This is a genomic window from Nocardia sp. FBN12 (assembly GCF_054031145.1).
This window is the reverse complement of the sequence record NZ_CM132926.1, coordinates 5049125-5062282: the sequence shown is the minus strand read 5'-3', so window position 1 is coordinate 5062282 and position 13158 is coordinate 5049125. Positions and strand designations below refer to the sequence as shown.

Here is a 13158-nt window from a genome sequence, read left to right as displayed (position 1 = left end):
ATCAGGCACCGTTGCTTGCTCCTTCGTCGCCTACGCAACGGCACCTGATCGACGGGACGGGCGCGAACCGCCGACGTCGTCGGCGATCCCTCCTCGAGGTCGGGATGTGCGGGTCGGTGTGCGGTCACATGGCGGTTTCAGGGTGCGATTGTCGATGCGGTATGGTTGGCGGGTTGTCTCGGCGAGGGTGAGTGCCCGTTTTGGTGCGCACACCGTGATCGACGCGGCTCGGCTGAGTTGTTTGGGCCGTCCTCGTTCGTTCTTTCGTCCGACGAGTAGACCTTGACCCCGGAGTTGGGTCACCCATGACCAGCCGTAGGAGCGCATCAGTATGTCCGACGCCAATCTGATCGAAGCCGCCGTTCGCACCGAATTCGGTAAGGGTGCCGCTCGCCGTACCCGTCGCGACGGCAACGTGCCCGCCGTGCTGTACGGCCACCACGCCGAGCCGCAGCACCTGTCGCTGAACGCCAAGGCGTTCGCCGCGATCCTGCGTCTGCACGGCACCAACGCCATCCTGAGCCTGCAGATCGACGGCAAGCCGCAGCTGGCGATGACCAAGTCGGTCGTCGTCCACCCGATCCGTCGCTACATCGAGCACGCCGACCTGCTGATCGTCAAGCGTGGCGAGCGCGTCACCACCGACGTCAACGTCGTGGTCGTCGGCGACGCCGTCTCCGGCGCCCTGATCACCCAGGAACTCAACACCCTGTCGATCGAGGCCGACGCGATGAACCTGCCCGAGACCATCGAGGTCTCGGTCGACGGTGTCGCCACCGGCACCCAGATCCTGGCCGGCGCCATCGCGCTGCCCGAGGGCGTCACCCTGGCCGGTGACCCGGAAGCGCTGATCGTCAACGTCATCGAGGCGCCGTCCGCCGCGAAGATGGACGAAGAGGGCGAAGAGGCCGCGACCGCGGAGACCGCTCCCGAGTCCGAGTAATACTGCGCTACGGTTCGGCCTGTGACCGAATCTTCCGGGCCCGCGCTCGTAGTCGGACTGGGTAACCCCGGCCCCGAATACGAGCGCACCCGCCACAATGTGGGCTTCCTGGTCGCCGATGTGCTCGCCGAGCGCGTCGGCGGCCGTTTTGCCGTGCACAAGAAGTCCGGCGCCGACCTGCTGCAGGCGCGGCTGGACGGCCGTCAGATCCTCATCGCGAAGCCGCGCACCTACATGAACCTGTCCGGTCGGCCGGTCGCCGCGCTGGCGAAGTTCTTCTCGGTGCCGGTGGACCAGGTGATCGTGGTCCACGACGAGCTGGATCTGCCGTTCGGGACGCTCAAGCTCAAGCAGGGCGGCGGCGAGGGTGGGCACAACGGGCTGCGGTCTATCTCGCAGGCGTTGACCACGAAGGAGTACCTGCGGACGCGGATCGGGATCGGACGTCCGCCTGGGCGGCAGGATCCGGCCGATTATGTGTTGAAGCCGTTCGCCGCGCCGGAGCGTAAAGAGGTTCCGGTGATTGTGGAGCAGGCGGCTGATGCGGTGGAGTTGCTCTTGAAAGTCGGGCTGGAAGCGGCTCAGAACAATCTGCATTAGGGGGTTTGGTGGTCCCGGGGCGGGTTGTGTGGCAGGGCTCGGGGGCGGGTTGTGTGGCAGGGCTCGGGGGTTTGAGTAGTCCCAGGCAGGTTTGACGCTGTGTTTATTGGAGCGCTGGCGCGCTCGAGTCGCGGCCCCGAGGGGCCGCCGGTTAGCCACCGGGGCTTGCTCCTTCGTCGCGTACGCCCCGGCGGCTAACCGGCGACCCGGCCGCGACCGGCCACTTCGTGGCCGCCGCTCCCTATGGGTCGCGGGTGGGGGCTGGGAGTGCGGTCATGGCGGATCTGGGGTGGGGCTATGTCGACTACGCCCCGGCGGCTAACCGGCGGCCGGCCGTGACCGGCTAACTTCGCGCCGCCGCTTCCTATGGGTCGCGGGTGGGGGCTGGGGGTGCGGTCATGGGGGGTCTGGGGTTGGGCTACCGGAGGTGCACCGCCGTGGCGGAGCGGCGGAGTTTGCCCGATGACGTCTTCGGGAGGGCTCCTGGGCCTAGGACGGCTACGGTGCGGGGGCGCGAACCTACTTCGGCGAAGACCTCGTGCACGATCTCGCGCTCGATGCGTTTCACCTCGTCAGGGTTCTGGTAGTCGTTGGTTTCGACTACCACCGCGAAGCTTTCGCGCTTCTCGCCCGCGTCGAGGCGCACCGCCACCGCGTTGCCGGGGCGGACTCCGGGCACGCGCAGGGCGGCTCGTTCGATGTCGGTGGGGTAGATGTTGCGGCCGCCCATGATGATCACGTCCTTCATGCGCCCACACACCACCATCAGGCCACCTTCGGTGAAGTAGCCGATATCGCCGGTGTCGAGCCAGCCTTCGGCGTCCTGGGCGGGGCGGAAGCCGTCGACGGTGACGTAGCCCGAAGTGACAGCGGGGCCGCGCAATTCGATGACACCGACCGAGCGGACCGGCAGCGGCTGACGTTCGGCGTCGACGACGCGACCCTCCAGGTCGTCGACCAGGTGCCCCAGCGTCGGCAGCCTGCGCGGGGTGCCGTGGTGACCGTCCTCGGCGATCGGTACCGCCTTGCCGACAACCTCGAGCAGGTCGGCATCGATCACGTCGAGCACCTGTCCGTGGCCGGGGTCGGGAATCGATACGGCCAGGGTGGTCTCGGCCATGCCGTACACCGGCGTGAGGGCCATCGGGTTGAGCCCGAACTGTTTTCCGGCCGCCGCGAGGGCGATCATGGTGTCGGGGTCGACCGGTTCGGCGCCGTTCCACATGTAGCGCACGCTGGACAGATCCATGGTGCCCGGTTCGGCCTGACGCAGCCGCCGCGCCAGCAGGGAATACGCGAAATTGGGTGCGGCGGTCACGGTTCCGCGATACTTGTCGATCAGCTCGGCCCACAGCAGTGGCCTGGCCAGGAAGTCCAGCGGCGTCACGCATACCACTTCGGCACCGAATTGCATGGGCACGCTGAGGAATCCGACCATGCCCATGTCGTGGAACAGCGGCAGCCAGCTGATCATCACGTCGTCGTCGGTCTGGAATTTCACCCGGTTGAACATCGCGTACGCGTTGACGTAGAAGTTGCCGTGGGTTATTCGCACCGCCTTGGGCGATCCGGTCGACCCAGAGGTCAACTGCTGCAACGCGATATCGCTCTCGGTGGTGGGCACCGGGTCGGCGTCCGCGCCGGTGTGCAGGTCCTCGATCCGCACCACAGTGATTCCGCGTTCCAGCAATACGGGCTCGGCCGCCGCGAACGGCGCGCCGAGGACCACGGCCTTCGCGTCGATCATGCGCAGCACCGTTTCGGTGTCGCGCACCCAGACCTCGAGGTCGGTGCGCGGCGTCGGCTGATGCAACATCGTGATCGACGCGCCACGCATCCAGATGCCCTGGCAGGCGGGCGCGATGTCGACGGGCAGACCCGCCAGCACGCCGACAGCGTCGCCGTGCCCGATCCCGGCGGCCGCGAGACCACCCGCCATCCGCCGCGCCTGCCTGTGAATGTCCCCCCAGGTCTGCCGCAGTGGCGCCTCCGGCTCTCCGGTGACCAGCCCCTTCGAGCTGGTCAACGCTGTGCCAAACATTTCGTCGGTGAACCTGCTCAACGTCGGTCTCCCTTTACGCCAACGATCGGTTACGGCCGTGCTTTGCACTCCCAACAGAAATCCCGCCCCGCCCCGCGCGTGTTAACCCGGGCTGACAACTCCAGCACCCCTGCTGATCAGCCCTCGACAGCGAAGGTAGCTGCGTAGCGGTCTACGTATGGTCTACCCGATAGCGTGGCAATTTCCCGCATCAGCAGATCTGTTGCCGTTCTGACCTGGGCATGATGATCTGCTGCGGGATAGTGCCGCGGGGGGTGGACGGTGATGCGTACCTTGGTGAAACGCAACAGTTTCCGACCGCGAGGGTTCATGCGATCGGTACCGTCCAGGACCACGGGCACCACCGGTGCCCCGGTGGCCATGGCAACGCGCAGCGCCCCGGTGCGACCACGATAGACCCTGCCATCCCGTGAGCGTGTGCCCTCCGGGTGAATTGCCCAGACACCGCCGCCATCGAGGATTCCGGTGGCCGCGGCGAGCGCGTCGGTGGCCGCGTCACCGCCGGTTCGGTCCACCGGCACCTGGTTCGCGGCGGTAAAGAACCAGCGCTTGCACCGCCCCCGCAATCCGGTGCCCGAGAAATACTCCTGTTTCGCGAGGAAGGTGAGCGGCCGTGGAATCACCAGGGCCAGGTAGAGCGAGTCGACGACGGCCAGGTGGTTGGCCGCGATGATCACCGGGCCGGTGCGGGGAATGTGTTCGAGTCCTTCGACATGTGGGCGTCCGAGCAGGCGCAGCACCGGGCCGATGAGGACGTATTTGCACAGCAGATACCACATGGGCAACCCTTCGTAGACAGTGTCTACCGAAGATTAGTAGACAGTGTCTACGGATGCCACGGATGGCCGTACCGACGGTGCGTGCAGAATTGCGGGATGCCTGATTCGTTGCGCGAGCGCTTGATCGACGTCGGCGTCGACCTGCTCGAAACCGACGGGTTCGGCGCACTCGGACTACGGGCGATCGCGCGGGCCGCCGGTGTCTCGCACGGCGCGCCGCGACGGTGGTTTCCCACGCACGCGGCGCTGCTCGCGGCGATCGCCGCGCGTGGATTCGGGGAGCTGATCGAGCGGTTCGCGGCCCTTGCCACCATCGATGACCCGCGGGAGCGGTTGCGCCGGATGGCCGTCGACTATGTGGATTTCGCGGTGTCGCGGCCGGAGATGTTCACGCTGATGTTTCGCCACGATCTGCTCGTCGGCTCCGGTGCGAACCTGCGGGCGACAACGCAACCGCTGTACGGGCAGGTGGTCGAGCTGGTCGCGGCGGTGGCGCCGGAGTCGGCGCCGCAGCGGGCCCTTGCCCTGTGGACGAATGTGCACGGATTGGCGACGATCGCCGTCAACCGGACGCTGGAAATCGTTGCGCCCGATCAGGATCCGCGGGTGCTCGTGGACCGGATCGTCCGCGAGCACCTCGCGGGGCTCAGCGGGTGAGCTCGGCCAGTGTCGTGACGAAGCGGTCGAGGTCGTCCGGGCTGACGAAGTAGTGCGGCGAGGCGCGCAGGATGGCGGGCAGGGTGCGCTCGGACATGTCGAGCAGGGTGGAGCCCGCGTGGCTCACGGTGACGGTGATCGCGTGCTCGGCGAGGCGATCGCGCAGCCGTTCGGGATCGTAGCCGTCGACGGTGAACGAGACGATGCCGCTGTGCTCGGTGCCGAGGTCGCGCACGGTCACGCCGGGTAGCTCGGGCAGGGTTTTGCGCAGGTACGCGGCGCGGGTGGCGACGGCCGCGTAGACCTCGCCGGGGCCCTGTTCGAGCAGGTAGTCGACGGCGGCTCCGAGGCCGAGGCGGGCGGCCACGCCGCATTCCCAGAATTCGAAACGGGAAGCGTCGTCGGCGAGGCGGTATTCGCCGGGGCTCACCCATTGCGCGCTGTGCAGGTCGAGGCGGGCCGGTTCCATCGTCTTGGCCAATTCGGAACGGACGTAAAGGAATCCGGTACCGCGGGGCCCGCGCAACCATTTGCGGCCGGTGCTCGACATGGCGTCGACCCCGAGTTCGGTGACGTCGATGGGCAGCTGGCCGGTCGATTGGCAGGCGTCGAGCAGCACCAGCGCACCGGCTTCGTGGGCGATTCTGGTGGTCTCGGCGACCGGGTTCACGAGACCGCCGTTGGTCGGCGCGTGCTGGAGCGAGACCAGCCGCACGCGGTCGTCGAGCATATCGGCGAGCGCGTCGGTGTCGAGGCGTCCGGTGTCGTCGCTGGGAATGCGCTCGACCACCGCGCCCGTGTGCTTGGCCCGCTGTAGCGCGGCGATCGCGTTGCTGGCGTAATCGGCACCCGAGATGAGGATTCGGTCGCCGGGACGCAGCGGGACCGAGTACGCGAAATCGGCCCATGACCGGGACGCGCTGTCGCTGAGCGCGATGGTGTCCGGGGTGGCGCCGATCAGGGTGGCGATCGAGGATTTCACCTTCGCCAGATCGTCGAGACGTTCGTTAGCGGCACGGTAGCCACCGATCTCGGCTTCGCGGTGCAGGTGGGCGATCATCGTGTCGAGGACGACCTGAGGGGGCAGCGATGATCCGGCGCTGTCGAGGAAGATCTGACCGTTGGCAAGTCCTGAGGTGGCGGCTCTGATCGCGGCGAGGTCAAGCATGGTGACGACGATAGCGCCCCGATTCGTTCCCCTTTTCGTCACTTTTTCTGTCGGTGGTCCTCGCTACTCTGGAATGAGCGAAACGCAGGTTCCCCGGCAGCACACAGCACGTGGAGGTTGGTATGGCGGTCACCCTGGAGCGGTCATCGTGGCCAGATTATGCCCCCGACCAGGGCGAACTATCGTCAAGGGCGGCTGCGGAGGCCTATGTCGGCGGGGTCTGTTTCAAGCTCGGACCACCTGCGCTGATCGGCGCCGAACTGGAGTGGCTCACCGCCGGGCCCACCGGTTCCCGCCCCTCGCTCGACCAGCTGGCCGCGGCCCTCGGGCCGCACGCACCCACCTCCATCACTGCCGATTCCGCCGCGATTCCCCTGCCCGGCGGGAGCCTGGTCACCATCGAACCCGGTGGTCAGATAGAACTTTCCAGCGCACCGTTCGCCGATCCGGCCGCGCTGACCCAGCATCTGCGCGCTGATGCAGCCCGTTTGCGGGACTTGCTCGCCGCCCGAGAGATCAGCATCTTCGCCGCCGCCGCCGATGCGGGCCGTCCCGCCGAGCGCCTGCTCCGATTGCCCCGTTACGCCGCGATGGAACGCCATTTCGGCGGTGTCGGCCCGTTCGGCGCGCTGATGATGTGCAATACCGCCGCCACGCAGGTCAGCGTGGACGCGGGCGCCGATGCCGCCGAAGTACGGGCCCGCTGGACGGCGCTCTACGTCCTCGGCCCCACTCTGATCGCGGCGTTCGCCTGCTCACCGCGTCTGCACGGCGTTCCGCGCGGCGAGTGGGCCTCGCAGCGAATGCGCACCTGGTTGCGCCTCGACCCCGCCCGCACCAGACCTCCGGTGGCGGACTGGGCCGACCCGATCACCTCCTATGCGCACTGGGCGCTCGATGTGCCGCTGCTGTGCGTGCGCTGCACCGACATCGACGCCGACTGGTCGCCACCCCCCGGTGCCACGTTCGCCGATTGGTTGTCCGGCGCGCTCGACGACGAGGTCGGCCGCCGCCCCACCCGCGCCGACCTGGACTACCACCTGACCACGTTGTTTCCTCCGGTTCGAGCCTCCGGTCACCTGGAAGTCCGCTACCTCGACACCCAGCCCGGTGCGGCGTGGACCACCCCGATCCACCTCTTCGACGCGCTGCTGTCGACCCCGTCCGTCGTCGCCGAGGCAACAGCGCTCGCCGCGCCCACCGCGGGGGAGTGGCTGACGTCGGCCCGGTGCGGACTGCTCGACCCGCAATTGCGCCGCGCGGCCGTGGAGGTGCTGGATCTGGCCGCCGCCCATGCGCGAACACCCTCTGCTGCTGCGGAATTGGCAGCCGCCGCGCGCCGATGTCGGTCCGGTCGCAGTCCGCTCGCCGAGGTCGAATCGGCCAGCGATGGTTCTGGTGGGCCGCGATGACGTTGTCGCCGACCGCGTGTCTCGGGGACGAAACCGCTGATCGCTTGTCCGGCAGCAACGGTTGTGGGCCGGCGAGGGGCTCGTTCGGGTACGCCGACGGTTGCGCGCCCGCCGAGGTGAACCGCGCGCCTATGTGTTGTCACCGGCGACTTGTCCGCGCGGGTGAGTCACCTGCAGGTGCCGTCGATTCAGCTTCCGCCGTCTCGTCTGAAATCGTTGTCTACCAGTCTGTTTCGGAGATCTCGTGACTCTTTCCGCCCCCGCCGACCACAGTGATCGTGACCGCACGCGCGCCCGGATCGCTGAGGTCTTGCAGCGCGCTCGTCGCCGCACTGCCTTGCTCACCGACAGTGTGGACGAGGCCGATCTCGTCGCGCAGCATTCGCCGTTGATGTCGCCGCTGGTGTGGGATCTGGCGCATATCGGGAACCAGGAAGAGCTGTGGCTGGTACGTGATGTCGGTGGGCGCGAGGCGGTGCGTGCCGATATCGACGAGCTCTACGACGCGTTCAAACACGCCAGATCGAACCGGCCCGCGCTGCCGCTGCTCGACCCCGAGCAGGCGCGCGGTTATGTGGGCTCGGTGCGCGAAAAGGTACTCGACGTTCTCGATTCCAGTGACTTTTCCGGTAATCCGCTGGTGGACAAGGGTTTTGCCTTCGGTATGATCGCCCAGCACGAGCAGCAGCACGACGAGACGATGCTCGCCACCCATCAGTTACGGATCGGCGCGCCGGTGCTGTCGGCTCCGCCCGCGCCTGTTTCGCGGGTGCCGGTCAGTGGCGAAATCGTCATTCCGGCAGGCGAATTCCTGATGGGCACCTCGGCGGATCCGTGGGCGCTGGACAATGAACAACCGGCCCATCCGGTGCATGTCGACGGCTTCGCCATCGCTGTCGCTCCGGTGACCAACGGGCAGTTCCTCGCGTTCATCGGCGATGGCGGCTACGACCGTCCCGAGCTGTGGTCGGAGCGTGGTTGGGCGCACCGGCAGGAGGCGGGGTTGGTCGCGCCGCAGTTCTGGGAGCGCGACGGTGACGGGTGGACGCGCACGGCCTTCGGCGTCCGCGCTCCACTGCGACTCGATCAACCGGTCGTGCACGTGTGCTGGTTCGAGGCGCAGGCCTACGCTCGCTGGGCAGGGAAGCGATTGCCGACCGAGGCCGAATGGGAGAAGGCAGCCCGATTCGACCCGGAAACCGGAGCGTCGCGGCGCTATCCGTGGGGCGAGGATCAGCCGGACGCGCACCTGGCCAACCTCGGCCAGCAACACCTGGAACCCGCCGAGGTCGGCGCCTATCCGGCCGGTGCGTCGGCCACCGGCGTGCACCAGCTCATCGGCGATGTCTGGGAATGGTGCTCATCGGGTTTCGAGGCCTACCCCGGCTTCCGCGCCTTCCCCTATCGCGAGTACTCGGAGGTCTTCTTCGGCGGCGACTATCGCATCCTGCGCGGCGGCTCGTTCGGCACCGACGAGGTCGCCTGCCGCGCCACGTTCCGCAACTGGGACCACCCGATCCGCCGTCAGATCTTCGCCGGGTTCCGCCTGGCCAGAGATCTGCGTGCGGACGAACTCTGATGTGCAGGCACCTCGGCTATGTCGGCCCGCCGGTGGGGGTCGGCGAGCTGGTGCTGCGCGGCCCACACTCGCTCTACGCCCAGTCCTGGGCGCCTACCGACATGCGCGCGGGCGGCACCATCAACGCCGACGGCTTCGGCGTCGCCTGGTGGCGCCGAGCTGATGTCGGCATGGAAGGTGCCCGCGACGCGGTAACCCGCTATCGCAATCACGCCCCGATCTGGACCGACCCCGCCGTTGCCGAAGTCCTCGGTCAACTCGAATCCCGCTCGGTGATCGCCGCCGTCCGTTCGGCCACCGTGGGAATGCCGGTAGAGCGCTCCGCCTGCGCCCCCTTCACCGACGAACACTGGGCCTTCAGCCACAACGGCGTCATTCCCGACTGGCGAAACACTCTCGTCGCCGTCCTCGCCGACCTGAACGAGGTCTTCGCCGCCGGACCGTCGTATGCGCAGCCGGCGAACATGTCCGCGTCGCCGGTTCTCGGTGACACCTTCGTTCCCGCTGAGTCGGTCACGGACGAGATACCCACCGCCACCACGCTGGATCTCGATGCATTGCCCGGCGCCGCAGTGCTGTTCGATTCGCCTGCTGTGCTGTTACAGGCTGAGTCGCTCACTGATTCCGCCGCACTGTGGGTGCTGCTGCGCGGCCTGCTCGGGGCGATCGCCCCCGCGGGTCCGGTCACCTCGCCGGACCAGGCCCTGCAACTTCTGGTTGCGGCCGTGCTGCGGCACCAACCCAGCGCCCGGGTGAACTTGTTGCTCGGCAACGGGGTCCAGCTGTGGGCCACGACCTGCTGGCATGCGCTGTCGGTGCTGGTCGCCGACGATTACACCGTGCTGTGCTCCGAACCCTACGACGCCGACCCGCGCTGGCAACCCGTCGACGACCACCAGTTGGTCACCGCCACGCCCGGCCACTGCACCATCACCGCTCTCGAACTCCCCGCCACCGAAAGGGTCCGTTCATGACCGCGCCGCTGCTGGACATCCACCTCACCGACGACGATCTCACCGCGGCCTTGCGCACCGACGCCCGCACCGGCCTCACCTCCACCCCGAAATCCTTGCCGCCCAAGTGGTTCTACGACGCGCGCGGCAGCGAACTCTTCGAGCAGATCACCGAACTCCCCGAGTACTACCCGACCCGCACCGAACGGGCCCTGCTCGAGCGGGTCGTCGGCGAGATCGCCGCGGCCGCCCACGCCGAGGTGCTGGTGGAGCTCGGCTCGGGTTCGGCCGCAAAGACCCGTCTGCTGCTGGATGCTCTCACCGCCGAAGGTTCGCTGAAAACCTATGTACCGCAGGATGTCTCCGCCTCGGCACTGCGCGGTGCGGCCGACGAGATAGCGGCCGAATACCCGAACCTGTCCGTGCACGGAGTGGTCAGCGACTTCACCGACACCCTCCACAACCTGCCCCGCGGCGGCCGTCGCATGATCGCCTTCCTCGGCGGCACCATCGGCAACCTGGTCCCCACCGAGCGCGCCGAATTCCTGGCAGGCATCAACGAAGTCCTCGAACCCGGCGAACTACTCCTCCTCGGCGCGGGCCTGGTCATCGATCCCGCGATCCTGGTCCCCGCCTACGACGACGCCGCAGGCGTCACCGCCGAATTCAACCGCAACGTCCTGCACGTCCTCAACACCCGCCTCGACGCCGACTTCGTGGCAGAGAAGTTCGACCACGTCGCCCTCTGGGACCCCGAGAACGAGTGGATCGAAATGCGCCTGCGAGCCACCGAGGCAATGACCGCCACCGTCAAAGCCCTCGGCCTCACTGTCGACTTCGCCGCAGGCGAGGAGATGCGCACCGAGATATCCGCCAAATTCCGACCGGAATCCCTGTCCACCGAACTGGACACCGCAGGCTTCACCCCCACCCACACCTGGACCGACCCCGACGACCGCTTCATTCTGACCTTGGCCGAACGCCGCTGATCAAGGGGCAGGTAACCGGACCTACGGCGTAGGTCCGGTTACAGGTCGAGCTCGTCGGCGAGGTATTCGCCGCTGGTCAGGTTCTCATCACCCTCGAGGTCCTTTTCGACGCTCTCCTCGCCGTTGACGGCGTCGTCGTCGAAGAGGTCGCCGTCGACGGCGGTGTCGCCGCGCACTCCCATCGCGCCTTCCTCGGCGGGGCGTTCGTCTTCCTCCATGGCCTCGTGGCGGGAGCCGCCCTCAGACCATTCCTCGGCGACTTCCTCGTTGATACCGAGGAAGCCGTCAGCGTCGGCTTCGTGGTTGCGGATCACGTGGTCGGCGGGCGGGTCTTCGACGTAGCGCTCGTATTCGACGATGTCGTCGGCTTGATCGTCGTCGCCCATGTCCATGTCCAACGGTTCACGGCTCATGGTTTCCAGTATCGGCCTCCATCGGCCGTCCGTCACGAGCCACGCTCGCACGGCCTACGGGCGTCGGCCGCTCGTGTCCTCCGGGACGCCCTCGAGGACGGCAGCGAACCATTCGACGAGCGGGCGCAGGTCGTTCCAGGCGCGGCGGATCTCGGTCGCGGCGACCGGAGTGGTGAGCCAGTCCGGGGCGCCGAAGTCGCGGTGCACGGTGAGTGACTTGTGGCGCAGCAGGTCGATGCGGGGATGGTCGATCGGGTAGCCCTTCGGCTTGGTTTTGAGCTTGTCGCCGCCGAGGGCGAAGCCGGCTGCCGTCGTCGCGGCCAGGATCTTTTCCAGTTCCGCGCCGCGCACGTCGTCGTCGATGGTGGCCCGCAGGACAGCCAAGGCAGTGGGTGAGGGCCGGAAGCAACCGCCCGCGATGAACAACCCCGCCGCCCCGATCTGCACGTACCAGCCGACGCCCGGCGATACCCCGGCCACCGCACCCTGATGCGTCTTGTAGGGCAGCTTGTCGGCGGAGAACCGCACATCACGGTAGGGCCGAAAGATCTTGGCCTGTCCGAATTCCGCCGCGAGTTCGGCGGTGAGTGCGGTCATGGGGGCGCGCACGGCTTCGTCGTAGATGTGTTTGTGCGCGTTCCAGAAGGCCTTCGAATTGTCGGCCTCGAGGTCTTCGTAGAAGTCGAGTCCGGCGAGCGGGAATCCGGTGAAAGCGTCCATCGGTGCGGCGATTCTCAGTTCTGTTCGGGGATCAGAGGTCCAGCTACCGCCTACCAGTATCGCCCTCCGACGCTCAAACACCGCCGATCAGTGCCACGAACACGAGCACCAGAACCGCGGCCAGCGCCGCGACCACCCCGTTGGCGGTCGCCGCCCACTTGCCCATCGACTCACCCTTGGCATGCCCGACCAGCCCGAGCACGACTCCCGTCGGCGCGGTCACCAGTACCGGCAGCCCGCACAGCATGGCCCCACCGAGCAGCGAGGCCGCGACACAACAGAAACTGACGATCGACCACACGGGCGTGTTGTCCTGATAGCCATAACCCGGCGGCAGCGGCGCCGGGACCTGCCCGGGGTACTGCGGCGCACCGTAGGGCGCCCGTCCAGGCGGCGGATAGCCATAAGCGGGATATATCGGCGAGGCATTGCCGACAGCGGGATAGCCGGGCGCGGGAAACATCGGCCCCGGCGGCGGCGGCGGATACGGCGGAAGCTCGACAGCCGGACCAGGATTCGCGCCCCCACCCCAAGGCTGCTGTGCCGCCGCCGGCGGCGGCGGATAAGGCACCGCATCATCGGCGGGCACCGGCCTCGCGATCCCACCCCACGGCTCCCCACCCGAGGAATCCGGCGCATCCTGCACCCGGTCTTTCCCCAACTCGACCGGCCGTTCCGATTCGCTACTCACAATCCCCCCTCACGTCCCGGACTACAGGACCACCATGCCCGAAGACCAGCCGCCGCGCCACGTCCGAAGACAAAGCGCACCGACTGGTCTCGAGAGAACATGGGTAACTCACGGGGTACGAGCTAACCCTCCACCAATGGAGGCTTGCCGCGTCCCCAATTCACCCGCACCTAGGTCTGGCCAAAAGACCCG

13 protein-coding genes are annotated in these 13158 nt (G+C 67.6%); 7 read left to right on the top strand and 6 right to left on the bottom strand.

Going from position 1 to position 13158, the window contains the following annotated elements; genetic code table 11:
• Nucleotides 1–331 precede the first annotated feature (331 nt).
• Nucleotides 332–943, top strand: a complete 612-nt coding sequence (locus tag ACWZHB_RS24020) for a 50S ribosomal protein L25/general stress protein Ctc (RefSeq protein ID WP_427904085.1) — start codon at nt 332–334, stop codon at nt 941–943.
• A gap of 21 nt (nt 944–964) precedes the next feature.
• A complete protein-coding gene (gene pth, locus ACWZHB_RS24015; RefSeq protein WP_266293272.1) occupies nt 965–1543 on the top strand; it encodes an aminoacyl-tRNA hydrolase in 579 nt (192 codons plus the stop codon).
• Between the two features lie 418 nt (nt 1544–1961).
• Here pth and ACWZHB_RS24010 read toward each other — a convergent pair whose 3' ends face one another.
• Together ACWZHB_RS24010 and ACWZHB_RS24005 are read right to left on the bottom strand one after the other, a co-directional pair.
• Nucleotides 1962–3605, bottom strand: a complete 1644-nt coding sequence (locus ACWZHB_RS24010) for a fatty acyl-AMP ligase (RefSeq protein WP_427904084.1) — start codon at nt 3603–3605, stop codon at nt 1962–1964.
• Between the two features lie 116 nt (nt 3606–3721).
• Nucleotides 3722–4384 (bottom strand): lysophospholipid acyltransferase family protein, encoded by a 663-nt coding sequence (locus ACWZHB_RS24005; protein ID WP_427904083.1) that lies wholly within the window; start codon nt 4382–4384, stop codon nt 3722–3724.
• 96 nt (nt 4385–4480) lie between these two features.
• On the opposite strand from ACWZHB_RS24005, the gene ACWZHB_RS24000 reads away from it, so the two are divergent.
• On the top strand, nt 4481–5041 hold the full coding sequence (locus ACWZHB_RS24000) for a TetR/AcrR family transcriptional regulator (RefSeq protein WP_427904082.1): 561 nt from the start codon (nt 4481–4483) through the stop codon (nt 5039–5041).
• Here the strand turns inward: ACWZHB_RS24000 and ACWZHB_RS23995 are convergent.
• On the bottom strand, nt 5031–6209 hold the full coding sequence (locus ACWZHB_RS23995; RefSeq protein WP_427904081.1) for an aminotransferase class V-fold PLP-dependent enzyme: 1179 nt from the start codon (nt 6207–6209) through the stop codon (nt 5031–5033). The two genes, ACWZHB_RS24000 and ACWZHB_RS23995, sit on opposite strands and share 11 nt — an antisense overlap.
• 122 nt (nt 6210–6331) lie before the next feature.
• Here ACWZHB_RS23995 and egtA point away from each other — a divergent pair, with 122 nt between their 5' ends.
• The 4 genes from egtA (at nt 6332) to egtD (ending at nt 11142) form a co-directional block, all read left to right on the top strand.
• Nucleotides 6332–7621: an ergothioneine biosynthesis glutamate--cysteine ligase EgtA gene (gene egtA / locus ACWZHB_RS23990; RefSeq protein ID WP_427904080.1), complete on the top strand. Its 1290-nt coding sequence runs from the start codon at nt 6332–6334 to the stop codon at nt 7619–7621.
• A 244-nt stretch (nt 7622–7865) separates the two neighbouring features.
• Nucleotides 7866–9200: an ergothioneine biosynthesis protein EgtB gene (gene egtB, locus ACWZHB_RS23985; RefSeq protein WP_427904079.1), complete on the top strand. Its 1335-nt coding sequence runs from the start codon at nt 7866–7868 to the stop codon at nt 9198–9200.
• Complete coding sequence (locus tag ACWZHB_RS23980) at nt 9200–10174, top strand: class II glutamine amidotransferase (protein ID WP_427904078.1); 975 nt, start codon at nt 9200–9202, stop codon at nt 10172–10174. The genes egtB and ACWZHB_RS23980 overlap by 1 nt, the downstream gene beginning before the upstream one ends.
• A complete protein-coding gene (egtD, locus tag ACWZHB_RS23975; RefSeq protein WP_427904077.1) occupies nt 10171–11142 on the top strand; it encodes an L-histidine N(alpha)-methyltransferase in 972 nt (323 codons plus the stop codon). Before ACWZHB_RS23980 ends, egtD begins: the two co-directional genes overlap by 4 nt.
• A gap of 38 nt (nt 11143–11180) precedes the next feature.
• On the opposite strand, the gene ACWZHB_RS23970 is transcribed toward egtD, so the two are convergent.
• From ACWZHB_RS23970 to ACWZHB_RS23960, 3 genes are all read right to left on the bottom strand, one after another.
• Nucleotides 11181–11555 carry a hypothetical protein gene (locus ACWZHB_RS23970; RefSeq protein WP_427904076.1) on the bottom strand — a complete coding sequence of 125 codons (375 nt, stop codon included), beginning with the start codon at nt 11553–11555 and terminating at the stop codon, nt 11181–11183.
• 54 nt (nt 11556–11609) lie between these two features.
• Nucleotides 11610–12275, bottom strand: coding sequence for a DUF2461 domain-containing protein (locus tag ACWZHB_RS23965; protein ID WP_427904075.1), 666 nt, complete (start codon nt 12273–12275; stop codon nt 11610–11612).
• Nucleotides 12276–12348: 73 nt separating this feature from the next.
• Nucleotides 12349–12966, bottom strand: a complete 618-nt coding sequence (locus tag ACWZHB_RS23960; RefSeq protein ID WP_427904074.1) for a hypothetical protein — start codon at nt 12964–12966, stop codon at nt 12349–12351.
• Nucleotides 12967–13158 lie beyond the last annotated feature (192 nt).

Coding starts and splice junctions, on each gene's coding strand:
- ACWZHB_RS24020 (WP_427904085.1), top strand. CDS start 332: ATGTCCGACGCCAATCTGATCGAAGCCGCCGTTCGCACCGAATTCGGT.
- ACWZHB_RS24005 (WP_427904083.1), bottom strand. CDS start 4,384: ATGTGGTATCTGCTGTGCAAATACGTCCTCATCGGCCCGGTGCTGCGC.
- ACWZHB_RS24000 (WP_427904082.1), top strand. CDS start 4,481: ATGCCTGATTCGTTGCGCGAGCGCTTGATCGACGTCGGCGTCGACCTG.
- ACWZHB_RS23995 (WP_427904081.1), bottom strand. CDS start 6,209: ATGCTTGACCTCGCCGCGATCAGAGCCGCCACCTCAGGACTTGCCAAC.
- egtA (WP_427904080.1), top strand. CDS start 6,332: ATGGCGGTCACCCTGGAGCGGTCATCGTGGCCAGATTATGCCCCCGAC.
- ACWZHB_RS23980 (WP_427904078.1), top strand. CDS start 9,200: ATGTGCAGGCACCTCGGCTATGTCGGCCCGCCGGTGGGGGTCGGCGAG.
- egtD (WP_427904077.1), top strand. CDS start 10,171: ATGACCGCGCCGCTGCTGGACATCCACCTCACCGACGACGATCTCACC.
- ACWZHB_RS23970 (WP_427904076.1), bottom strand. CDS start 11,555: ATGAGCCGTGAACCGTTGGACATGGACATGGGCGACGACGATCAAGCC.
- ACWZHB_RS23965 (WP_427904075.1), bottom strand. CDS start 12,275: ATGGACGCTTTCACCGGATTCCCGCTCGCCGGACTCGACTTCTACGAA.